Source organism: Plastoroseomonas arctica (assembly GCF_018128965.1).
GTDB lineage: Bacteria > Pseudomonadota > Alphaproteobacteria > Acetobacterales > Acetobacteraceae > Plastoroseomonas > Plastoroseomonas arctica.
The window spans coordinates 1-22,198 of record NZ_JAAEDH010000023.1; the positions used below are offsets into that span (position 1 = coordinate 1).

The following is a 22,198-nucleotide window of genomic DNA, read 5'->3' on the forward strand; positions in this document are numbered from 1 at the left end:
CCGGCCGCGAGGCGGCCGCCACGCGTGAGGCCGAGCGCGCCCAGGTGGTCGCCACCCGCGCGGCCGACCTGCCCGAGATGATCGCGCGGTTGCCCACCCCACCCCCGCGGGTCGAGCCGGTCGTTCTGCCGGCGCCGCCGCCCGTGGCCGGGCTCGGCGGGCTGCCGGTCGCGGGGCGCGTCAGCCGCGAATTCGGCGCGCCGACTGATGCCGGCCCCGCACGCGGCCTGACCATCGCGGCGCCGCCCGGCGCCCGGGTGGTCGCACCCTGTGGCGGGCGTGTGGCCTTCGCTGGCGTTTTCCGCAGCTATGGTCAGTTGCTGATCCTCGATTGCGGCGACGGGCTGCACGCAGTCCTGGCCGGTTTCGCCCGCCTCGATGCCACGACCGGTGATCGCGCCGCGGCCGGCGAGCCCGTCGGGGTTCTCGGCGAGGGCGGGGGCTCGGCCGGCCGCGCGGCGCTCTACCTCGAGTTGCGGCGGAACGGGCAGGTGACCGACCCGCGTCCCTGGCTTGCCGCCCGCTCGTGACGCTGGGCATCCCTCACGGAATTCCGCTGGCGGCCCATATGCTTGGCGGCGCCCATGCGCTGAGGTCCAAGGCCGAGACGAAAGGTAACGCCCCCTGACGCGGCATCGCGTGCTTTGTTAGGACTCTGGCGTCTGATACGCTCTATTGTTGCAGTGCGGCCGTGTCCCGGCCGCCGGAGAGGTCCCCGATGGCGATGAAGAACAAGGTCCGTATGGTTGGCACCGTGGGCGCGGCCTTTGCCGCGGGCCTCGCGATCGGGCCCATGGTGGCGGCCTGGGCGCAGGATGGCGGCCGTGCCGAAACCTACCGGTTGCTCAACCTGTTCGGCGACGTCTTCGAACGCGTGCGCGCCGAATACGTCGAACCGGTTAACGACCGCGACGTTATCGAGAACGCGATCCAGGGCATGCTCGCCGGGCTGGATCCGCATTCGTCATACCTCAACCCGCGCAGCTTCCGCGACATGCAGGTGCAGACGCGCGGCGAGTTCGGCGGCCTCGGCATCGAGGTCACCCAGGAAAACGGCTACGTGAAGGTCATCTCGCCAATCGACGAGACGCCGGCGGCGCGCGCCGGGGTTCGGCCGGGCGACATCATCACCCACCTCAACGGCACCTCCACCCAGGGGCTGTCGCTGCAGGAAGCGGTCGACCAGATGCGTGGCGAGCGCGGCTCCACCATCCGCATCACCATCCGCCGCGAGGGCACCGACCGGCCGATCGAGCTCAGCATCACCCGCGAGGTGATTCGCCCGCAGGTCGCGCGCTTCCGCCTCGAAGGCAACGACATCGGCTATGTTCGCCTCGCCTCCTTCAACGAGCAGACCGAGACGGCGCTGCGTCGCGCGGTCGCCACGCTGCGTACCCAGTCGAACAACGGGCTGCGCGGCATCGTGCTCGATCTGCGCAACAACCCCGGCGGCCTGCTCGACCAGGCGGTCCAGGTCTCCGACGACTTCCTCGACCAGGGCGAGATCGTCTCGACCCGGTCGCGCCGGGCCGATGACGGACAGCGCTGGAACGCACGCTCGGGCGACATCGCGCAAGGGCTGCCGATGGTCGTGCTCATCAACCCCGGCTCGGCCTCGGCGTCCGAAATCGTCGCCGGCGCGCTGCAGGATCATCGCCGCGCCATCATCATGGGCGTGCGTTCCTTCGGCAAAGGCAGCGTGCAGACGGTGATGCCGATCCCCGGCAACGGCGCCATCCGGCTGACCACGGCGCGCTACTACACCCCGTCGGGCCGCTCCATCCAGGGCCTCGGGATCGAGCCCGACATCGAGGTGCTGAACACCCGCGAGACGCCGACCCCGGGTGCCGCGCGCGAGCGCGAGGCGGACCTCCGCCGCTCGCTGCGCAACGAGGGCACCGGCGCGCAGGCGCCCGCGCAGCCGCCGCTGCCGCCGCTCAACCTGCCGGCCAACATCACCGAGCGCGTTGTGCGCCTGCCCGCCGAGGGCGCGCCCGCCTTCGACCCGACCAAGCCGGAGACGGACAACCAGCTGCAGCAGGCGGTGACGTTGCTGCGCGCCGTGGCCGCCCTGCCGCCAGCGCAGCGCCGCGCCGCACGCTGACCGCCGGGGCCGCTGTGACACCGGCCCGGCGATGAGGCTTCCCGGCTGGCGCGCGCTCGGGATCACCTGGGCGGTGCTGCTGGTGGTGGTTGGTGGCGGAGCCTACTGGCTGCATCGACTGGGGCCGTTGCCGGCGCGGGGCGAGGCGCGGGTCTTGGAACGGGTGGGCGAAACGCCGCGCGCAGAAGCGCCGCCCCTTGCGACGCAGCCTGCTGAACCGCCGACGGCAGCCCAACCTGCTCCATTGATACCGCCCGAACCACAGCCCGAGGCACCGGCCACGGCATCCGGCACTGCGCGCCCGACGACCGGGATCGATCCCGCGTTGACCGAGCCCGGCCGCCATGGCCCATTGCCGCGAATCTCCGCCGACGGCCGCACCCCAATACGCACCTATGGCCGTCCGTTCGACCGGGCCGACACCCGCCCGCGCATTGCCATCATCGTCGGTGACTTCGGCCTGAACGCCTCGCACAGCGACGACGCGCTGCGCAGGCTTCCCGTCGCGGTCAGCCTCGCCATCACCCCCTATGGCTACGGGCTGCCAGCCTGGTCGGAACGCGCACGAGAGCGCGGCATGGAAACCCTGATCGCCATCCCGATGGAGCCCGCCGGCTTTCCGATGAACGACCCGGGCGACCGCGCCCTGCTCACCTCCCTGTCGCTGCCGGAAAACCTCGACCGGCTGTCGTGGACGCTGTCGCGCACCCAGGGCTATGCCGGCGCGATCGGCGCCATCGGCAACATGCGCGGCGAGCGCTTCGCGCAATCGGGCGAGGCCTTCTTGATGGTGCAGGACAGCCTGCAGGGGCGCGGCCTGCTCTACATCGACCCGCGCCCCGGTGCGCGGAACCCGGCCCGCGCCTGGGGCCGCGCCGTGGACCTGGTCATCGACGAACCGGCGACACGCGGCGAGATCGAGCGCCGCCTCACCGTACTCGAGGGCATCGCGCGTGAGCGCGGCAGCGCCCTGGGTCTCGCCGGCAGCCCGACGCCCGTGCTGGTGGAACGGCTGGCCGCCTGGGGCGAGACGCTCGCCGCCAAGGGGCTGGCGCTGGCGCCGGCCTCGATCCTCATCCGCCGCCCCGACGGCATCGTCAGCGAGAACCGCACCCCATGAGCGACCTGCCCTACCGGCCCAATGTCGGCGCCGTGCTGTTCAACGCCGAGGGCCTGATCCTCGTCGCGCGGCGGGCCGACATGCCCAATGCCGAAGGCGCGCCGGGCGGGTGGCAATTGCCCCAGGGGGGCATGGACGAGGGCGAGGACCCGCGCACGGCGGTGCTGCGCGAGCTGGCCGAGGAAATCGGCACCGACCGCGCCGAGATCATCGCCGAGCACCCCGACTGGTTCACCTACGACCTGCCGCCCGAACTCATCGGCAAGGCGCTCAAGGGCAAGTATCGCGGACAGCGGCAGAAATGGTTCGCGCTGCGCTTCATGGGCGTGGATGCGGACATCCGGCTCGATCTCGACCCGCATCCGGAATTCGACGCCTGGCGCTGGGTTCCGCTGGCCGAGCTGCCGAGCCTCGCGGTGCCGTTCAAGCGCGCGATCTATGAGGCGCTGGCGCGGGATTTCGCGGGGCTTTAAGCAAGGCTGGGGAAAGGAATTTCCCCAGACCCCATTCTTTTATTTTTGCTTACTGGTACCGGCTGAAGGCGCAGCGACGAGTCATTGGACCACCGCGAGTTGGCGGGGGTCCAACGCCAGCCAGACTGCGCCGCCGACGTCGTGCACATCGAGCGGCGGGGCGGCAACGCGCAGTCGCAGACCGCTTTCGGCCGGGCTCACCACATAGTCCCAGCTTTCGCCAAGGTAGGTGCGCTCCAGGATGGTGCCCTGCATGACCGGGTGGCCGCTCGGCGCATCGGGCACGCCACGGTGCAGGCCGATGCTCTGCGGGCGCACCGAGACCAGCGTGGGGCCAGGCGGCAACGCCTGCCCCGCCATGGAACTCGCCGGCAGCGAGAACCCGTCTGCGGCGAAGATGTCGTTGGCGACATTGCCCTCGATCAAATTGGTGCGGCCGATGAACCCGGCGACGAAGCGCGTGCGCGGGCGGGCATAGAGCAGGTGCGGCGCGTCGATCTGCTCGACCCGGCCGGCATGCATCACCGCGATGCGGTCGGACGTCGCCATCGCCTCGGCCTGGTCGTGGGTGACGTAGACGGTGGTGATGCGGAAGGCGTTGTGCAGCCGGCGGATCTCGAACCGCATCTCCTCGCGCAGGTTGGCGTCGAGGTTGGACAGCGGCTCGTCGAGCAGCAAAACCGCGGGCTTGATGACGATGGCGCGCGCGAGTGCGACGCGCTGCTGCTGCCCGCCGGAAAGCTCGGCCGGGTAGCGGCCGGCGAGGTGCGCCATCTGCACCGTCTCCAGCATCTCGGCGGTGCGGGCGCGTACCTCCGCGTTGGGCAGCTTGCGCAGCTTCAGCCCGAAGGCGACGTTCTCCTCGACCGTCATGTTCGGCCAGATGGCGTAGCTCTGGAAGATCATCGACATGCCGCGCCGCTCCGGCGGCAGCACGGAATCAGGCGCCGAGATGATCGCGCCATCGAGCGCGATGGAGCCGCCATCGGGGGGCACGAACCCCGCGATCATGCGCAGCGTGGTTGTCTTTCCGCACCCCGAGGGGCCGAGCAGGGAGACGAACTCGCCCTCCTCGAGCGCGAGGTCGACGCCATCGACGACGGTGAGCGCGCCGTAGCGCTTGGTCAGATTGGACAGGATCAGCCGGGACATCAGGACCTTCTGAGCATGAAGTCCCGGCCCGCCAGCTTCATGCCGACGGCGACGAAGACCATGGTGATGACGAGGAGGATGCCGCCAAACGCCGCCAGCACCTCGAAATTGCCGGCCTCGGAGAGGTCGTAGAGCAGCACGGACATGGTCCGCGTGCGGGGTCCCACGAGGAACACCGCGGCCGAAAGCTCGCGCGTGGCGACGATGAACACGATCAGCCAACCGCCCAGCAGTGCGCGCTTGACCAGCGGCGCGGTGACGAAGCGGATGGCCGTCATCCGCCCGCCGCCCAGGATGCGCACCGCCTCCTCCATCTCGGGGTGGACCGCGCGCATGGCGGCGCTGGCATTGGCAAAGGCGATGGGAAGAAAGCGCGCCGCGAAGGCCAGGATGATCAGCGCCGCAGTGCCGTACATCGCGAATGGTGGGGAGGCGTATGCGGCATAGAAGCCGATTGCCATGATGATGCCCGGGATGACGAAGGGCGCCATGGCGAGGAAGCCCAGCGCATCGGCAAAGCGCGAGAGCTTGCGCACCACCATGTAGGCGACCAGCAGAGCGATGATCAGCGCGATGGTCGCCGCGGCCGCCGAGAACCAGATGGTGTTCCACACCGAGGTCAGCGCCATGTCGTGCTCGAACAGCAGGTGATAATAATTCCGGAAGGTGAAGTTATCCACCGACAGCCCGCGCCCCCAGGCCTTCGCGAAGGAGGCCTGGACCAGCACCATCACCGGCAACATCACCGCGAACAGCCCCACGCCGGCGCACCAGGCGAACATCACCCACCGCCAGGCGCCGAGCTTGATCTCCCGCCGTTCCCCGCCCTTGCCCGTCTGCGACACGAAGCCCTTGCGCGCGAGCAGCAGCTTCTGCGCGCCGATCATGGCGACCGTGATCAGCAGCAGCGGCATGGCATAGGCGGCCGCGACCTCCATCCGCACGGGGTGTTCGAAGAATTGCCACAGCTGCGTCGTCACCACGTTGATCCGTGCGGGGATGCCGATGATCGCCGGCGTGCCGAACAGCGCGATCGTCTCCAGGAAAACGATGATGAAGCCGCCGAGGATGGCCGGCCCCGCGAGCGGCAGCGTCACCCGGCGCATCGTGGCAAAGGTGCCCGCGCCGAGGATATTGGCCGCGTCCTCCATCTCCGATGAGATCAGGTCGAGCGCGGATTTCACGAACAGGAAGACAAGCGGAAAGGAATGCAGCGCGATCACGGTGGCGAGGCCGGAGAAGGTGTAGATGTTGACGATTGGATCCTCGGCACCCGTGACGGCGCGCCACAGCACGTTCAGGAACCCCGAATTAGGCCCCGCGAGCAGGATCCAGCCGATCGCGCCCAGGTATGGCGGCAGGACGAAGGCCGCCATCACCATCGCCCAGCAGAACCCCTTCCCCGGCATGTCCGTGCGCGACACCGCCCAGGCCATCGGCACGGCGATCAGCGTCGCGATGGCCGCCGACAGCGCGCCGAGCTTGAGCGAATTGAACAGCGCTTCGAGATAGCGCGCGCGGCCATAGGCGGTCGCGTAGTTGTTCAGCGTGAAGGCGCCGTCGCGCGTTTCGACGCTCGCGATCATCAGCTTGATCAGCGGGAAGGCGACGAGGAACGCCAGTGCGAGAGCCAGCGCGATCCACAGCGCCATGATCGGCTCGACATTGCGCAGGCGCGCCGCCCATCCGGTGCGCGCTGCGGCGGGTCGAGGCAGCGCCTGGTCCGATGCCACGCGATCAGACGCCAAAGGTGTCGCGCCAGAGCTCGCGCACCTCGGGCACGCCGCTCTCGGCCTCGGCCTGGGTCGGCGAGATCAGGCGGATCTCGCTCACGGCACGCATGCCTTCGGCCGGCGCCGTGTCCGGGTGGATCGGATCGCCGAACATCGGGCGGATGGCGTCCGACAAATACCGGCTGGTGGTGAATTCCATGAACAGCTTGGCCGCGTTCGGATGCGGCGCGTTGCGCGGAATCGCCGAGGGCGAGATGGTTGCGAGCACCCCCTCCTCCGGATAGATCAGCTTCAGCGGATTGCCGCGCGAAATCGACAGAGAAGTGGAGGAAGAAGGGACCGCGAGGCCGATGCCGCGTTCGCCCGCGTTGAGCGCGGTCACCGGGTCCAGCGACGACCGACCAATCATCGGCCGATTGCGTTCAAGCCGCGTAAAATAGTCCCAACCGTACATCTTGCGCATCTGCACCGCCCAGATGCCGATGGCGCCCGAGAAGCCCGGATGCCCGACCGCGATCTGGTTGCGGTATTTCGGATCCAGCGCGTCGGTCCACTTCTTCGGCGCATCGGCCTCGGGCACGCGGCGCGTGTTGTGCGCCATCAGGTACAGGCCCATGAAGCTCGTGTGGTAGTACCCATCCGGGTCGGCGCGGCGGAGGTCGGGGAACAGCCCCGCATCGTTCTCGGGCCGGTATTGCAGCAGCCGGTTCTCGCGCTTGAGCAGGCTGTAATGGCCGAAATCGGTGGAGCTGAAGACGTCGCATTGCGCGGCCCCCGCGCGCATGTCCTGGCTCAGCCGCTGGAACGCCACCTGCGAGGTCGAGCGCACCACGTTGCAGCGCACGCCCGGAAAGCGCGCGGTGAAAGCGCGGCCCACCGTCTCCGAATGCTCGGCGCTGTATTGGCCCGAGTACCAGGTGAGCTCGCCCTCGCGCCGCGCCGCTTCGTGCAGCGTGCGCTCATGCGCGGGCAGGTCCTGCGCGCGGGCCGCGAAGGGCAGCGCGGCGGCGAGGGCAGCGATGGTGCGGCGAGAGATGAGCATGATGGCCGTCTCCGTTTTCCCGGGGAGAGGGCACGCGTTCTGTGCCGGCTTCTGCGAGCCGCGCGTTTCCTTGTCCCTTGGCGCGAAGCTTGCCATGCGGGTGCCGGTCCGTAAACCTGGGCAAAACGCCAGGGAGGATCACCATGTCGCTGTTGGACCGGATCGGGGTCGATATCGGCCGCAAGCTGAAGCTCGAGGATGCCATCGCCTGGGCCGCGGCCAACGGCGTGAAGCACATCGACATCCAGCTCGACACCGGGGCGAACAAGGTCACCATGTTCGACGATGCTCGTTGCGCCGCCATCCGCGCGCAATGCGAAGCGACCGGCGTGCACGTCGCGCTGCACACGCTCTCCGCCGTCAACGTCGCCGAGTATTCGCCCTTCCTGGCCGACGCCGTGGACAGCTACATGCGCGCCTATATCGAGGTGGCCCCAAAACTTGGCGCGCAGTGGATCGTGGTCCACGCCGGCTACCACTTCACCGCCGACGTGCCCATGCGAATGGAAGCGGCGCGCGATCGTCTCAAGCGCATGGTCGCCCACGCCGAGCAGCACGGCGCGCTGCTGCTGCTGGAGAACCTGAACAAGGAACCGGCAAACGCGGAGGTCAACTACCTCGCGCATACGATGGAAGAATGGGCGTATTTCTACGACGCCATCGACAGCCCCGCCTTCGCGCTCTCCTTCACCGCCAACCACGCGCACCTGATGCCCGAAGGCGTGCCCGCCTGGATCGACGCCATCCCGCTGGCGCGCGTGCGCGAGGTGCGTCTCGCCGACTGCCGGCGCAATGGCGATGAGGAACACCTGGTGCTCGGCGCGGGCGATTTCGATTTTGGCGACATGTTCGCGCGGCTGGAGGGGAAGGGGTACCGCGGGGCCTATACCAACGCCTTCGGGACCCTGGAGGACATGCAGTCTGCGCGACATGCAATGGTGGAACTGGCGCGGGGGCGCGGCGTCGCGGCGTAGAAGGAAGCAAGGCCGGGGAAAAGAATGTCCCCGGACCCCATTCTTTTATTTTTGTCTGGGGATGCGCGTTGCGCACGGTTGCATCGCCGCTAACCGCGGCGCGCAGCGGTGATGGCTGCGACGTCGATTTTCTTCATGTGCATCATCGCGTCGAAGGCGCGCTTTGCTTCCGCACCGCCGACGGCGATCGCCTCGGTCAGCACGCGCGGGGTGATCTGCCAGGAAATCCCCCACTTGTCCTTGCACCAGCCGCATTCGCTCTCCTTGCCGCCATTGCCGACGATGGCATTCCAGTAGCGATCGGTCTCCGCCTGGTCCTCGGTCGCGATCTGGAAGGAGAAAGCCTCGCTGTGCTTGAACACCGGGCCACCATTGAGGCCGAGGCAGGGTATGCCGAGCACGGTGAACTCCACCGTCAGCACGTCGCCTTCCTTGCCGGAGGGATAGTCGCTGGGGGCACGATGGACGGCACTCACCGCACTGTCGGGGAAGGTCGCCGCGTAAAACTGCGCGGCCGCTTCGGCGTCCTTGTCGTACCAGACGCAGATCGTGTTCTTGTGCATGAGGCTTCCTTTCGCCCTTGGGCCCATTCAGGCCATGCGTCGTTCTCCACCCGCCGGCAGGATAGGTCGCCGCGAGGCGCTTCTCCAACCAGCACGGGCCATGCTCGCGCGATCGTAGGGGGAAAGCGACCGTCGGGCGCCTTCACACCGTGAAAGGTACGCCCGGCACGGCCACCGTCACGCAGCCGGCATTCTCGCCCATCGCGGCAAGGAAGGCGTCGGCGTTCGGTGCCAACATCGGGAAGGTCGCGTAGTGGCACGGGATCACGGTGCTCGCGCCCGGCAGGAAGCGCGTCACCGCCAACGCCGCGCTGCGCGCGCCCATGGTGAAGCGATCTCCGATCGGCACCATGACCACCTTGGGCTCATGCAGCTCCGCGATCAGCGCCATGTCGGAGAAGATGTCGGTGTCGCCCATGTGATAGATCGTGGGCTCCGCGGCGTCCTTCGGGGTGACGACCAGGCCGTTGGGAAGGCCGAGATCCTGCTGGACGCCGTTCTCATCCATCGCCGCCGAGGAGTGCAGCGCCTGGGTGAGCGTGACGGTGAAGGCGCCCTGGTCGGTCGCGCCGCCGGTGTTCATCGGGTCGAACGCCTTCAGGCCGCGCTTGCCGAGATACATGCAGATCTCGAAATTCGTGACCACCTTCGCGCCGGTCCGCTCGGCGATGCCGAGCGTGTCGCCCACATGGTCCGAATGGCCGTGGGTGAGCAGGATATGCGTGGTGCCGGCGGTGTCGGCCGCGATGTCACCCTGGAACGTCCCATTGCCGGTGAGGAAGGGGTCGATCAGCACGTTCACATCGGCGAAGCGCAGGCGGAAGGCCGAATGGCCGAACCAGGTGAGTTCCATGGCGGGGGGCTCCTGAAGCGGTGGAAGGCCGGAGTGTGGCGCCTCCACCGCATCGGGCAAGGGGGCGCCGCGACCTCAGCCTGGATGCTGCGCGCCGCGGACCAACCGCCCCGGCAGCGCGCCGGTCGCGATTCCTTCGCGGAAGGTGACGGTGCCGGATAGGATGGTGGCGACATAGCCCTCGGCCCGCTGCACCAGGCGCTTGCCGCCGGCGGGCAGATCGTAGCGCATCTCCGGCACGTGGAGGCGCAGCCGCGCATGGTCGATGATGTTGATGTCCGCCTTGTGCCCCGGCGCAATCAGCCCGCGGTCGGTGAGGCCCACCGCCAGGGCGTTGTCGCGCGTCAGGCGCTTGACCACGAAGCCCAGCGGCAGCGTGGCGCCGCGCGACCGGTCGCGCGACCAATGTGTCAGCAGATGCGTGGTCGCGCTCGCGTCGCAGATGTAGCCGACATGGGCGCCGCCATCGCCGAGGCCGGTCACCGTATGCGGGTGGCGCAGCATCTCCCCGATCGCTTCGAGATCGCCATCGGCATAGTTCAGGATCGGGCGGTTCAGGATGGCGTGGCCGTCCTTCTCCAGCATCCATTCGTAGCAGAGCGCGGCGGGGTCCACGCCGCGGCGCGCGGCCTCGGCGGCGACGGAGGTGTCCGGGTGCGGCTCGTACTCCGGCGGGTCACCGAGCTTGAAGATGCGCGACCAGGTTTCGTGGCGCGCACGAAGCATCGGGTCGGCGGTGTGTTCGGCCAGGATGCGGGCGCGGAATTCCGGGTCGCGCAGATGTTGCATCCGCGCGGCGAAGGGCAGATCGGCGATGGGCTTGAACGAGGGCCGATGCAGGAAGGGGTGCTGGCTGAGCTCGAAGCCGAACATTAAGCCCACCGGACGGCCCATCACCTGCGCCAGCATCGGCGTGCCAGCGGCGTTCGCGGCCGAGACTTTTGCCAGCAATTCGCGCCACAGATGCGGCTTGCTCTCGCGCTGGAGCAGCGAAAAGGTCATCGGTCGGCCGGAGCGAGCAGCGACGCGCTGGAGCATGGCGAATTCGGCATCCACATCGTCGAAATCCGAGATCACCTGCAGCCAGCCCTGCCCCGCATGCCGCACCGCATCCGCAATGGCGGCAAGCTCGGCTTCGGCCGCACCCAGGGTGGGGATGGCTTCGCCGGCCAACGTCTTGTGCGCGATGGCGCGGGAGGTCGCGAAGCCCAGCGCGCCGGCGCGCATGCCCTCGCCGACCAGGCGGGCCATTTCGGTGCGGTCGGCCTCGGTCGCGTCCTCGCGCTCGGCGCCGCGCTGGCCCATGACGTGGACGCGCACCGCCGAGTGCGGCACCTGCGTCGCGATGTCGAGGTCGTAGCGGCGCGCGGCGAGCGCATCGAGGAATTGCGGGAAGCTTTCCCAGTTCCAGGGAATGCCGGCGGTCAGGACGACCTCGGGCAGATCCTCCACGCCTTCCATGAGCCGGATCAGCATCTCGCGCCGCTCCGGCAGGCAGGGGGCAAAGCCCACGCCGCAATTGCCGATCAGCGCCGTGGTGACGCCGTTCCAGGAGGAGGAGCCGATGGTTTCGGAGAAGGTGACCTGCGCGTCGTAATGCGTGTGCAGGTCCACGAAGCCGGGGGTGACGAGCAGGCCCTGGGCGTCGAATTCCTCACTGCCCCGCGCATCCAGGCCGCGCCCGACGGCGGCGATACGACCGTCACGGATGGCGACATCCGCCTTGTAAGGTTCGCCACCATTGCCGTCCGCGATCATGCCGCCGCGGATGAGGATATCGACCTGTTCGGTCATCTTTGGGCCTCCCTTGTCGCCAGGACCATGGCCCCGGCGCGCAGCACCTGTCCAGGCTCAGGGAAACTGCAGCAGCACGGCCTTGAGGTAGGCGCTCTCCGGCAGCGCCGGGTGCAGCGGATGATCCGGGCCGGCGCCGCCCTGGTGCAGGATGCGCGCATCGCGCTTCACCCGAAGCGCGCCCCACAGCACCGCATCGGCGAACTCGCCTGGGGCCACGTGGTGCGAGCAAGATGCGATGAACAGGAACCCGCCCTTGGCCACCCGCTCCGCCGCGATACGCGCGAGCTTGCCATAGGCGCGCAGCGCCGCCGGATTGTCCTTGCGCGCCTTGGCGAAGGCCGGCGGGTCCACGATGACGATGTCGAAGTGTCCTTCGATGCGCGGCAGATCCTCCATCGCGTCGGCGCGCCGCGGCGTCACGCGCTCCGCCACGCCGGCATCGGCGGCCGCCTCCATCGCCAGGTCCAGCGCGTGCTGACTGGCATCGAGCAGCGTCACCGACGCAGCCCCCCGCGCCGCCGCCTGCAGGCCGAACCCGCCCGTGTGGCAGAAGGCGTCCAGCACGGTCGCACCCTGCGCGAGTGACGCAATCCGCGCCCGATGCTCACGCTGGTCATGAAACCAGCCGGTCTTCTGCCCGGCATCGAGGTCGATCGGAAACCGCAGCCCGCCCTCCTCGGCCCAGGCGCGCGAGGCATCCCCGTGCAGCCGCACCGTCTCCAGCGGAAGCATCTCCAGAGCCCGCACTCCGGAATCATTGCGCGCGACAATGGTCTCAGGCCGCACGAGCTCATGCAGCGCCGCCACGATCCAAGGCGTGGCCGCCTCCATCCCGGCCGTGTTCGCCTGCAACACGACCGTGTCGCCATAGCGGTCGATCACCAGGCCCGGCAGGCCATCCGCCTCCGCATGCACCAGGCGATAGAACGGCGCCGCAAACATCCGCTGCCGCAGCGCCAGGGCCGCCGCGATTCGCGCCCGGAACCATCCCTCTCCCACCACCATCCCGGGATCGCGGTCCAACACCCGCGCCGCAATCAGGCTGTGCGGGTTGAAATGCCACACGCCATGCTTGACACCGTCATCGCCCTCCAGCCGCACCACGGCCCCCGGCGGCAGGGCCTTGGTCTCGGGCGTCATGGCGACCTCATTGGAAAACACCCAAGGGTGGCCAGCCTTGGCGCGCTTGTCGCGGCCAGGCATCAGACGGATCAACGGAATGCTCATCCGCGTTGGATAGGCGCAGTCAGGGTCGCAAGGCCAGGGGTGGAGCCCCCGCCTTGCCTCCCTTGTCGGCCATGAATGGCGGATGAAGCCTCCATGACGCGAGGCCCACCCGCGGTGGCCCGAAGCTTGCAAAATCTCCCAGTCACTACGGAAAACCGCAGGTCACTGCTCCGCCAGGAGCCCAAACCCGCCTAGTTCCGCGCCATCACGTCCAGCCAGGAGGCAACCATGTTAAACCGACGTCATCTTCTCGCCGGCGCCGCCGGTACGCTGGCTGCACCGGGCATCCTGCGCGCGCAGGGCGCCGCCTGGCCCAGCCGCGGCTCGATCCGCCTCGTCGCCCAATTCCCACCCGGTGGCCTGGTCGACACGATCAGTCGCCTGATGGCGCCCGGGCTCGGGCAGGCCTTGAACCAGACGGTGGTGGTGGAAAACCGCGCCGGCGCCGGCGGCGTCATCGGCACCGATTTCGTCGCCAAGCAGCCCGCCGATGGCTACACGCTGCTGGTCAGCCACGCCTCCGTGCATGTGTTCTCGACCGCCACGATGCCGACGCTGCCCTTCGACCCGGTCACCGATTTTACCCATTTGGGCATGCTCGTCGAAGCCGCGAACGTGCTGCTGGTCCGCGCGGAATCGCCGTTCCAGACGCTCGCCCAGTATCTGGAGGCGGCGAAGACCCGGCCCGTGCGCTTCGGCTCCTCCGGCATCGGCTCGGCGCCGCATCTGCTCGGCGCGATGCTGTCGAGCGAGGCGGGGGCACCCAACCTCGACCACGTGCCCTATCGCGGCAGCGCGCCGGCGATGCAGGACCTGATGGCCAATCAGATTGAGAGCTTCATCGACCCCATCACCACCAACGTGCAGCTGCTGCGCGACGGGGTGCTGCGCTGCCTCGGCGTCTCCACCCCGCAGCGCCTGCCGGCCTTCCCGAACATCCCCACTTTCGCCGAACAAGGCTTCCCGCGCCTGACCTCGGCGCAATGGCTGGGGCTTTCGGCACCGAAGAACCTGCCCGCACCGATCGCCGAGCGCATCACCGCGCTGATCCCGACGCTGCTCGCGCGGCCGGAGCTGAAGGCGCGGTTCGAAGACCTGCAGACGCTGCCGCGCGACCCGCCGCCACTCGGCGCCGCCTTCGTCGGCATCATGCGCGAGCAGATCGCCCAATGGACCGCCGTGGCGCGGCAGTTCAACATCACGGTGAGCTGAAGCAAGGCGGGGGGCTCCGCCCCCCCTTCGACATATACGTCGAAGGGGGGGCGCAGTCCCTGGCCTTGCTACCCGCGCACCGCCAGCACCACGCCGCCGAGCGTCAGGCTCAGCGCCACCACCTCCCGCGTCCCGAACGGCTCGCCCAGGGTCAGTGCCGCCACGCACACCCCGATCACCGGTGCCAGCAAGGTGCCGATCGAAGCCGCCGACGCCGGCAGGCGCCGCAGCGCCGCGAACCATCCCGCGTAGCAGAGGCACAGCGGGATCACCGCCGAATAGGCCAGCAGCGCCCAGGCCGTCGTCGAGATGGCGCCGGGATCCAAACGCTCGAACAGCAGCGAGGCGAGCAGCATCGGCGCGCCGCCGAGCCCCACCTGCCAGGCCGCGCTGGTCAGCGGGGGCAGCGCCAGCGGCCAGCGCTTCGTCACCACCGTGCCGATCGCGAAGGTCACCGCGGCCCCGGTGGTCAGCAGCACGCCCGGCAGCTTGGCGACGCCGAGCGAGACGCCCTGCCCCAGCATCAGCACCGCAACGCCGGCGAAGCCGATCAGCAGCGCGATCACGCGCCGCGCGTTCGGCCGTTCTCCCAGCACCGGCCAGGCGAGCAGCGCCGTCCAGATCGGCATGGTGTAGCAGGTGATCGCCGCCTCGCTCGCCGAGAGCCAGAGCAGCGCGAAGGTGGAAAAGCCCATCCAGCACGCAACGTTGAGAAAGGCCGCGAGCGCGAGCCTGGGGAAGACCGCGCGGCTGACGGCGAGGCTCTCGCCGGCCGCGAGCGCGATCGTCGCAAGCACGCCCGCGCCGACCATCGCCGGCCAGGCGCGCATCGCGAGCGGCGGCATTTCGCCCACCAGGAATTTCATCGAGGGCCAGGCGAAGCCCCAGCCGCAGGCGGTGAACAGGAGGAGGAGGAAACCCGTCGTCTGGGGGCTCAGTGCGCGAATTCGGGGGCCTCGCGGGTCAGGATGCGCTTGATGCTCTCGAGGTGCAGGCGCGCGCTCTCGCGATCGCCCTCGCGCATCTGGTCGTAGGTCTTGCGCGCCATCTCGGGCGAGACCGGCTTCAGGGCGCGGCCGGTGGACATGGCCAGGCGCTGCGCCTCGGCGGCGCGCTCGAGGTAGTAGAGGTCGTCCCAGGCCTCGGCGATGGTGGGCCCGGTCACCATGACGCCATGGTTGCGCATGAAGACGATGTCGGCGTCGCCCATCGAGGCAGCGATGCGGTCGCCCTCCGCCTCGTCCAGCGCCAGGCCGCCGTAGTCTTCGTCGACCACGGTGCGGCCATAGAATTTCAGCGCCGACTGGCCGGCCCAGACCAGCGGCGGGCCTTCGAGCATGGCGAGCGCCGTGGCGTTGGGCATATGCGTGTGGAAGGCCGCCTTGGCGCGCGGGTTCTTCAGGTGCAGCCGGCCATGGATGAAGAAGGCGGTGGCTTCCGGCACACCCTCGCCGGCGACCACATTCCCCTTGAAGTCGCAGATGAGCAGGCGAGAGGCCGTCATCTCGGCGAAGGCCCAGCCATAGGGATTGACCAGGAACAGGTCGTCGCGGCCCGGGACCATCGCCGAGAAGTGGTTGCAGATGCCCTCGTGCATGCCGAGCTTCGCGGCCATCCGGAAGCAGGCGGCGAGGTCGATGCGGGCCTGGCGCACCGCCTCGGTTCCGAGGTCTGAATTGCGCAGGATGGCGGGGGCGGCGGCAGCGCCGAGGGCATGGGCCATGCGAAGGGTCTTCCCGGTCAGAACGGCTGCCAGCTTGCCATCGCCGCCGCGCGCGCGATAGCAGGGGGTTTGCGTGGAGCGATGGCGGATATGAGCGGGACCAACCAGCGGATCGACGGCAAGCGGCTGTGGGACAGCCTGATGGCAATGGCGGAGATCGGCGCCACGCCTAAGGGCGGCGTGCGCCGCCTCACCCTGACGGATGTGGACAAGGACGGCCGCGCGCGCTTCCGCGGCTGGTGCGAGACGCTGGACCTCAAGGTCCGCGTCGACGCCATGGGCAACATGTTCGCCCGGCGCGAGGGGCGCGACCCCACCCGCCTGCCGGTGCTGATGGGCAGCCACCTCGACAGCCAACCGACGGGGGGCAAGTTCGACGGCGCGCTGGGCGTGATCGCGGGGCTGGAGGTGATGCGCACGCTGCACGAGCTCAACATCCAGACCGAGGCGCCGGTCGAGCTGATCAACTGGACCGACGAGGAAGGCAGCCGCTTCGGCCGATCGCTGATGGGCAGCGGCGTCTGGGCGGGCGTCTACCCGCAGGACGCTGCCTATGGCTGGGCGGATATTGATGGCGTCACCGTCTCCGACGCGCTCGACCGGATCGGCGCCAAAGGCGAGCACCCCGCCAAACCCTTTCCGGCGGATGCCTATTTCGAGCTGCACATCGAGCAGGGCCCGATCCTCGAGCGCGAGGGCAAGCAGGTGGGCGTCGTCACCGGCGCCCAGGCGCAGGTCTGGTGGGATGCGGTGGTGACCGGCCAGGACGCGCATGCCGGCACGACCCCGCCCTCCGCGCGCAAGGATGCGCTGCTGACCGCGGCGAGGATCATCGCGCTGGTCGACGAGATGATGCGCGCCCATGGCGATGACGGCCGCGGCACGGTGGGCTGGCTGCAGGTGGTCAATGCCAGCCGCAACGTGGTGCCCGGCGAGGTGCGCTTCTCGGTCGAGTTCCGCCACCCGGAGACTGCGGCGATCGAGGCCATCGCCGCCGCCTTCCCGCAGCGCGCGGCGGAGATCGCGAACGCCAACCGCACGCCGCTCGACCTCAAGGAGCTGTTCCTGCTGCCGCACCAGCCCTTCGATCCGGGCTGCGTCGGCATCGTGCGCGAGGCCTCCGCGCGCCTTGGCTACACCACGCGCGACATCATCTCCGGCGCCGGCCACGACGCCGTCTATGTCGCGCGCAGTGTGCCGACCGCGATGATCTTCACCCCCTGCAAGGATGGCCTCTCCCACAACGAGGCCGAGAGCATCGAGCCGGAGGAGGCCGAGGCGGGGACGCAGGTGCTGTTCCAGGCCGTCCTGGCGCGGGCGAACCGGGTGATCTGAGCGACCCCTGGCGGCCTGTCGGGAGCCTGCTAGGCTCCGAAAAAATACGAGGGACCGCCATGGACGCCGCCACCCTGTCGCCCACGATCCGCCTGCATCACGATGACGGCGTCCTCATTGCCCGCATCGCGCTGGCCCCTGGCACGGTGGTGGCCCCCGGCGTCACCGTGGCCGAGCGGCGCATCCCGCCCGGCCACAAAGTCGCCATCCGCCCCCACGCGATCGGCGAGCCCATCCGCCGCTACGGCCAGATCATCGGCTTCGCGACGGAGGCCATTGCTCCCGGCGCCTGGGTCCACACGCACAACTGCGCCATGGGCGATTTCGCCAAGGACTACGCCTGGGGCGTGGATGCCAAGCCCACGCTTTACGCCAACACGCCGGCCAGTTTCGAGGGCATCCGCCGCGCCGATGGCCGCGTCGCCACGCGCAACTACATCGGCATCATCACCTCGGTGAACTGCTCCGCCCATGTGGCGGATTTGATCGCGCGGCAGTTCGAGCCGAACCCGATCACCGGGACCAACCCGCTCGCCGATTGGCCGCATGTCGATGGCGTGGTGGCGCTGACCCACAAGACCGGCTGCGGCATGACGATGGGCGAGCCACTGACGCTGCTGCGCTGCACGCTCGCGGGCTTCGCGCGGCATGCGAATTTTTCCCACGTCATCGCCATCGGCCTGGGCTGCGAAGTGAACCAGCTCGCGCCAATGCTGGATGAGCAGCGCCTTGCGGGTCGGCTGCGCAGCATGGACATCCAGGACAATGGCGGCGCGCGGAAGACCGTGGACAAGGGCATCGCCTTCGTCCGCGAGGTGCTGGACGAAAGCAACACGGCGCGCCGCGAGATGGTGCCCGCGAGCGAGCTGTGCGTGGCGCTGCAATGCGGCGGATCCGATGGGTACTCTGGCATCTCCGCCAATCCGGCGTTGGGCGCCGCGTCGGACCTCGTCGTGCGCCACGGCGGCACGGTAATCCTGTCTGAAACCCCCGAGACCTATGGCGCGGAGCACCTTCTGACCCGGCGCGCGGCATCGCGCGAGGTGGGCGAAAAGCTGGTCGAACTGATGCGCTGGTGGGAACGCTACACCGAGCGCGAGGAAGCGGAGATGAACGCGAACCCCTCGCCGGGCAACAAGGCTGGCGGGCTGACCACCATCCTGGAGAAATCCCTCGGCGCCATGGCCAAGGCCGGCACCACCAACCTGATGGAGGTCTATCGCTACGCGGAGGCGGTGACGCAGAAGGGTTTCGTGTTCATGGACACCCCCGGCTACGACCCGGTCGGCGCCACTGGACAGGTGGCGGGCGGGGCCAATCTGATGTGCTTCACGACCGGGCGCGGCAGTGTCTTCGGCATGAAGCCAGCGCCCTCCATCAAGCTTGCCACCAACACGGCGATGTATGAGCGGATGAGCGACGACATGGATGTGAATTGCGGCACGGTGCTGACCGGCGATGAGAGCGTCGCGCAATGCGGCGAACGTATTTTCGAGCTGATGCTCAAGGTGGCGAGCGGAGAGCCCACCAAGAGCGAGGCGCTTGGGTTCGGCGCCTCGGAATTCGCCCCCTGGACCATTGGAGCGACGATGTGATGCTGGTTCCGGCCGCAATCCTCCTGGCGGTGTCGCTGGGACTGATCGGGAAGGGCTTCGCGCTCAAGCGGCGTGGCGATGGTTCGGGCGAGACCTGGATCCTGGGCGGCGCGGTGGTGATGTTCTTCGCCGCCATCGCCGTGCTGAACAGCGGTTCGATGGGGTGACGGATCACCGCCTTCGGCGCAAGTTGGGCCAAGGCTGACCCATTCTGGCGAAGGCGCGCGATGCACCCGATCATCGACACCATCCTCCTCGTGGCTGGCTGCCTTCTGCTTGCCACGGGAATGGTCTTTCTCGTCGGGGGCATGGTCGCCATCGTTCAGGCCTGGCGCAACGGCCTGCCTTGGTGGTCCGGCGGCATGATGTGGTTCAACACGTCGCTGCAGCCACCGGCGGCACGCCCGCACATCAGGGCGGCCTGGCGACGCTACGGCCGGGCCGCGCTGTTCTGCTTCGCCGGCATCATCCTGATTGCGCTCACTAGCGAGCAGCCATCGACGCTACCCAATGGGACTCCCTGAGCCAGCGCCTCTGTCGAAACCTCGGCCGTCAGCCGCCGCCGTTGGAGGTGTTGTAGGCCCGGGACCGCTCTCGTCCGCCAGTCCACGGGGCGGGGGCACCCGCCTGGCCGGCACCCGTATCCTGGCTGGCCGCATGCGAGGTGGTGGCGTTGGGACCACCCGGCGCCGTCGCGCAGGCGGCGCAGGTCAGCACAAGCATCAAAGACAAGAAGAACATCCTCATGTGAATCCATCCCTTTCGTTGCGCCGCGGCCAATGCCGCCGGCGCGCTTGCTGTCCTCAACGCCGGAGCAAGAGTATCGCTGCAAGGAAAGATGACCCGGCGTCTCAGGTGACGCCGAGGACCGCTTCCACAATGCTCGCTCCGTGTTGATGGTTCGGCGGGATCGGCGCGAAGGTTACGGGCGCGGTCTTCAGTCGGCGAGCAGAATCGCGAGGTTCCGCAGCATTGCCGCTGTTGCCCCCCAGATCAGGTGCCGGTCATGCGGCCAGACCCAGTATTCCCGGGTGCGCCCACGAAAGGCCGCACTCTGCCGCTGCACCGCGCCGGGACGCAGCAGCTCCGCCAGCGGATACGCGAATATCTCCGCCACCTCGGCGGGATCCGGCGTGAGGGTAAAGGGCGGCTCGATCAGCGCGAGGACCGGCGTCACGTGGTAGCCGGTCACGGTGCGGTGTTCCGGCAGGGCGCCGAGCACGCTCGGCAGGCGCGGGTCGAGTCCCACCTCCTCCGCCGCTTCGCGCAGCGCCGCCTGCTCGGGCGTCTCGCCCGGCTCGATCCGGCCGCCGGGGAAACTCACCTGCCCCGCATGCGAGGACAGGGTCGCCGCGCGCAAGGTCAGCAGGATCTCGGGTTCGGCACGAAGGATGATCGGCACCAGCACCGCGGCGTCGATCCGCCGCTCAGGCATGATGTCCAGCGCGTCGTCGCTGCCGGTTGGCGCGAGGCGCGCGCGGCGTTCAGGATCGGCGAAGCGCCGCCGGAGTTCGGCTTCCGTCACGCGGCGCTGATCAGGTCGCCCTCGGCATCTTCTTCGGCGGGCAGATCGTCGATCGGAAAGAACGCGCCCTCGCTCCAGAGCCCCAGTACCTCGCGCCCATCGATCGTCTCGGGCTGCGCGAGTGCGACCAGCTCATAGAAGACCGGCCGTGAAATGCGGGCTTCGAGACCCGGGCGCACAAGCACATAGGGACGCGGCTCGCGCGTCACGGGGCACAGCGCGACCCGGATCGGGTGCGCGGCATTCGCGGTCACCATCTCGTCGAGGTTGGTGCGGAAGGTCAGGCATTGCCGCGGCTTGCCGGTATCGGGGCAGGCGCAGTCGCGCCAAAACAGCTCGACGGCGACGAAGGGCGCATCCTCGACCTCGATGCGGCCGCGTTCGACCGGCGTCTCGAGCACGTAGCCGCCGTCGGGCTCACGCTTGAGCACGGAGGCGAAGAGGGAAACGAGAGGCTTTCGCGAAATCGGGCTGCCGCGATAGTACCAGGTGCCGCAACGCGCGATCCTGATGGCGTACTCGCCGTGATCGATACGCGGCGGCCGCTCCTTCAGGGCATTGGGCTTCACGGGATGGGCATAAGGCCCGATCATCGCTTTGTCCGCGCGGTTTCCGGTCATAGCATTGTACTTCGCTCTTGCGGCGGGCGCCCTCGGGACGATGTCCGCTGAAGGTGCCGCCGGGGTGACAGCGCATTTGCTCGAAGCCCGGGACGGATTGGCGATAGGCTTCGGACCTTAGTATGGGAAGCGGGATGGCATGGTTGAAGTGGCGAACATGACGGATCCGGCAAGTCTCGTCGCCGGCGTCGAATCGCTGGGCGAGAAGCTGGCCAAGGCCAGGCGCGCCATCGGGCGGGTGATCTTCGGGCAGGAGGTGGTGGTCGAGCAGACGCTCATCACCCTGCTCTCGGGCGGTCACGTGCTGCTGGTGGGTGTGCCGGGCCTGGGCAAGACCAAGCTTGTCGAGACGCTGGGCGCGGTTATGGGCCTTGATGCGCGTCGGGTGCAGTTCACCCCCGACCTGATGCCCGCCGACATCCTGGGCTCCGAAGTGCTGGAGGAAGGGGCCGATGGCCGCCGCGCCTTCCGCTTCATCAAGGGCCCGGTGTTCTGCCAGCTGCTTATGGCCGACGAGATCAACCGCGCCTCCCCGCGCACCCAGTCCGCGCTTCTCCAATCCATGCAGGAGCACCGCGTCGCGGTCGGCGGCGAAATCCACCCCCTGCCCGAGCCCTTCCACGTGCTCGCCACGCAGAACCCGATCGAGCAGGAAGGCACCTACCCGCTGCCCGAAGCCCAGCTTGACCGCTTCCTGCTCGAGGTCGAGGTCGGCTATCCCGACGAGGCCGCCGAGCGCGCCATGCTGCTCGCCACCACCGGTGCCCGCGAAGCCAAGCCCGTTGCAGCGATGACCGCGCACGAGCTGATCGAGGCGCAGGCGCTGATCCGTCGCATGCCCGTCGGCGAGCAGGTGCTCGACGCCATCCTGCGCCTGGTGCGTGGTGCCCGGCCGGAGACCAGCGGACTCGATGCCGTGAAGAAGCACCTCGCCTGGGGCCCCGGCCCGCGCGCGGCCCAGGCGCTGATGCTCGCCACGCGCGCCCGCGCCGTGCTCGACGGCCGCTTGTCGCCGAGCATCGAGGATGTCGCGGCCCTGGCAGAACCGGTGCTGCGCCACCGCATGGCGCTGAATTTCTCGGCGCGCGCCGATGGCGTGACGCTGGCCGATGTGATCGGCGCGCTGAAGGCCAGGATCGCCGGGTGAGCG

General features: G+C 68.9%; 23 protein-coding genes and 1 pseudogene. 11 read left to right on the forward strand and 13 right to left on the reverse strand.

Translation table 11 applies throughout. The features are described 5' to 3' along the window. From GXW79_RS17425 to GXW79_RS17440, 4 genes are all read left to right on the forward strand, one after another. Window positions 1-530 (forward strand): murein hydrolase activator EnvC family protein (locus tag GXW79_RS17425; protein ID WP_211875723.1); only part of this gene is annotated, 530 nt, incomplete at its 5' end. A 188-nt stretch (window positions 531-718) separates the two neighbouring features. Further along, window positions 719-2,104 carry a S41 family peptidase gene (locus GXW79_RS17430; RefSeq protein ID WP_246504084.1) on the forward strand — a complete coding sequence of 462 codons (1,386 nt, stop codon included), beginning with the start codon at window positions 719-721 and terminating at the stop codon, window positions 2,102-2,104. 325 nt (window positions 2,105-2,429) lie between these two features. Further along, window positions 2,430-3,224, forward strand: a complete 795-nt coding sequence (locus GXW79_RS17435; RefSeq protein ID WP_211875724.1) for a divergent polysaccharide deacetylase family protein — start codon at window positions 2,430-2,432, stop codon at window positions 3,222-3,224. Then, window positions 3,221-3,697, forward strand: coding sequence for an RNA pyrophosphohydrolase (locus GXW79_RS17440; protein ID WP_211875725.1), 477 nt, complete (start codon window positions 3,221-3,223; stop codon window positions 3,695-3,697). The genes GXW79_RS17435 and GXW79_RS17440 overlap by 4 nt, the downstream gene beginning before the upstream one ends. A gap of 81 nt (window positions 3,698-3,778) precedes the next feature. On the opposite strand, the gene GXW79_RS17445 is transcribed toward GXW79_RS17440, so the two are convergent. Genes GXW79_RS17445 through GXW79_RS17455 form a run of 3 tightly spaced genes read right to left on the reverse strand, consistent with a single transcriptional unit; the run spans window position 3,779 to window position 7,624 of the window. Continuing rightward, window positions 3,779-4,849 (reverse strand): ABC transporter ATP-binding protein, encoded by a 1,071-nt coding sequence (locus GXW79_RS17445; protein WP_211875726.1) that lies wholly within the window; start codon window positions 4,847-4,849, stop codon window positions 3,779-3,781. Further along, window positions 4,849-6,582, reverse strand: coding sequence for an ABC transporter permease (locus GXW79_RS17450; RefSeq protein WP_367614942.1), 1,734 nt, complete (start codon window positions 6,580-6,582; stop codon window positions 4,849-4,851). Before GXW79_RS17450 ends, GXW79_RS17445 begins: the two co-directional genes overlap by 1 nt. Window positions 6,583-6,586: 4 nt before the next feature. Then, complete coding sequence (locus GXW79_RS17455) at window positions 6,587-7,624, reverse strand: ABC transporter substrate-binding protein (protein ID WP_246504085.1); 1,038 nt, start codon at window positions 7,622-7,624, stop codon at window positions 6,587-6,589. Window positions 7,625-7,767: 143 nt separating this feature from the next. On the opposite strand from GXW79_RS17455, the gene GXW79_RS17460 reads away from it, so the two are divergent. Further along, on the forward strand, window positions 7,768-8,598 hold the full coding sequence (locus tag GXW79_RS17460; protein WP_211875727.1) for a sugar phosphate isomerase/epimerase family protein: 831 nt from the start codon (window positions 7,768-7,770) through the stop codon (window positions 8,596-8,598). Window positions 8,599-8,687: 89 nt separating this feature from the next. Here GXW79_RS17460 and GXW79_RS17465 read toward each other — a convergent pair whose 3' ends face one another. The 5 genes and pseudogenes from GXW79_RS17465 to GXW79_RS17480 form a co-directional block, all read right to left on the reverse strand. Then, complete coding sequence (locus GXW79_RS17465) at window positions 8,688-9,161, reverse strand: VOC family protein (protein WP_211875728.1); 474 nt, start codon at window positions 9,159-9,161, stop codon at window positions 8,688-8,690. Window positions 9,162-9,303: 142 nt separating this feature from the next. Beyond that, a complete protein-coding gene (locus tag GXW79_RS17470) occupies window positions 9,304-10,014 on the reverse strand; it encodes a metal-dependent hydrolase (RefSeq protein ID WP_211875729.1) in 711 nt (236 codons plus the stop codon). Beyond that, window positions 9,960-10,274, reverse strand: a complete 315-nt coding sequence (locus tag GXW79_RS21835) for a four-helix bundle copper-binding protein (protein ID WP_367614943.1) — start codon at window positions 10,272-10,274, stop codon at window positions 9,960-9,962. Before GXW79_RS21835 ends, GXW79_RS17470 begins: the two co-directional genes overlap by 55 nt. Next, a pseudogene (locus tag GXW79_RS17475) lies at window positions 10,168-11,808 on the reverse strand (N-acyl-D-amino-acid deacylase family protein); the annotation flags it as partial. The pseudogene GXW79_RS17475 and the gene GXW79_RS21835, both read right to left, overlap by 107 nt. Window positions 11,809-11,865: 57 nt before the next feature. Next, window positions 11,866-13,026, reverse strand: a complete 1,161-nt coding sequence (locus tag GXW79_RS17480) for a class I SAM-dependent rRNA methyltransferase (protein ID WP_246504086.1) — start codon at window positions 13,024-13,026, stop codon at window positions 11,866-11,868. Between the two features lie 240 nt (window positions 13,027-13,266). Here GXW79_RS17480 and GXW79_RS17485 point away from each other — a divergent pair, with 240 nt between their 5' ends. Then, a complete protein-coding gene (locus tag GXW79_RS17485; protein ID WP_211875732.1) occupies window positions 13,267-14,250 on the forward strand; it encodes a Bug family tripartite tricarboxylate transporter substrate binding protein in 984 nt (327 codons plus the stop codon). Between the two features lie 68 nt (window positions 14,251-14,318). On the opposite strand, the gene GXW79_RS17490 is transcribed toward GXW79_RS17485, so the two are convergent. Next, the gene (locus tag GXW79_RS17490; RefSeq protein ID WP_367614951.1) at window positions 14,319-15,197 is read right to left on the reverse strand and encodes a DMT family transporter; all 879 of its coding nucleotides are present in this window, start codon (window positions 15,195-15,197) and stop codon (window positions 14,319-14,321) included. Further along, window positions 15,185-15,973: an aldolase gene (locus GXW79_RS17495; protein ID WP_211875733.1), complete on the reverse strand. Its 789-nt coding sequence runs from the start codon at window positions 15,971-15,973 to the stop codon at window positions 15,185-15,187. Before GXW79_RS17495 ends, GXW79_RS17490 begins: the two co-directional genes overlap by 13 nt. A 90-nt stretch (window positions 15,974-16,063) precedes the next feature. On the opposite strand from GXW79_RS17495, the gene GXW79_RS17500 reads away from it, so the two are divergent. Genes GXW79_RS17500 through GXW79_RS17515 form a run of 4 tightly spaced genes read left to right on the forward strand, consistent with a single transcriptional unit; the run spans window position 16,064 to window position 19,427 of the window. Beyond that, complete coding sequence (locus GXW79_RS17500) at window positions 16,064-17,308, forward strand: Zn-dependent hydrolase (protein WP_211875734.1); 1,245 nt, start codon at window positions 16,064-16,066, stop codon at window positions 17,306-17,308. A 59-nt stretch (window positions 17,309-17,367) separates the two neighbouring features. Further along, on the forward strand, window positions 17,368-18,903 hold the full coding sequence (locus GXW79_RS17505) for a UxaA family hydrolase (RefSeq protein ID WP_211875735.1): 1,536 nt from the start codon (window positions 17,368-17,370) through the stop codon (window positions 18,901-18,903). Further along, complete coding sequence (locus GXW79_RS17510; RefSeq protein WP_211875736.1) at window positions 18,903-19,070, forward strand: hypothetical protein; 168 nt, start codon at window positions 18,903-18,905, stop codon at window positions 19,068-19,070. The genes GXW79_RS17505 and GXW79_RS17510 overlap by 1 nt, the downstream gene beginning before the upstream one ends. A 60-nt stretch (window positions 19,071-19,130) precedes the next feature. Next, window positions 19,131-19,427, forward strand: coding sequence for a hypothetical protein (locus GXW79_RS17515; protein ID WP_211875737.1), 297 nt, complete (start codon window positions 19,131-19,133; stop codon window positions 19,425-19,427). 28 nt (window positions 19,428-19,455) lie between these two features. Here GXW79_RS17515 and GXW79_RS17520 read toward each other — a convergent pair whose 3' ends face one another. From GXW79_RS17520 to GXW79_RS17530, 3 genes are all read right to left on the reverse strand, one after another. Further along, on the reverse strand, window positions 19,456-19,635 hold the full coding sequence (locus tag GXW79_RS17520; protein WP_211875738.1) for a hypothetical protein: 180 nt from the start codon (window positions 19,633-19,635) through the stop codon (window positions 19,456-19,458). A 205-nt stretch (window positions 19,636-19,840) separates the two neighbouring features. Beyond that, on the reverse strand, window positions 19,841-20,428 hold the full coding sequence (locus tag GXW79_RS17525) for a CoA pyrophosphatase (protein WP_367614945.1): 588 nt from the start codon (window positions 20,426-20,428) through the stop codon (window positions 19,841-19,843). Next, a complete protein-coding gene (locus tag GXW79_RS17530) occupies window positions 20,425-21,021 on the reverse strand; it encodes a DUF1285 domain-containing protein (protein WP_246504088.1) in 597 nt (198 codons plus the stop codon). The genes GXW79_RS17525 and GXW79_RS17530 overlap by 4 nt, the downstream gene beginning before the upstream one ends. A 166-nt stretch (window positions 21,022-21,187) precedes the next feature. Between GXW79_RS17530 and GXW79_RS17535 the strand changes: the two genes are divergently transcribed. Continuing rightward, entirely contained in the window at window positions 21,188-22,195 is a 1,008-nt protein-coding gene (locus tag GXW79_RS17535) for an AAA family ATPase (protein WP_211875740.1), read from the forward strand. The last annotated feature ends 3 nt before the right edge of the window (window positions 22,196-22,198 follow it).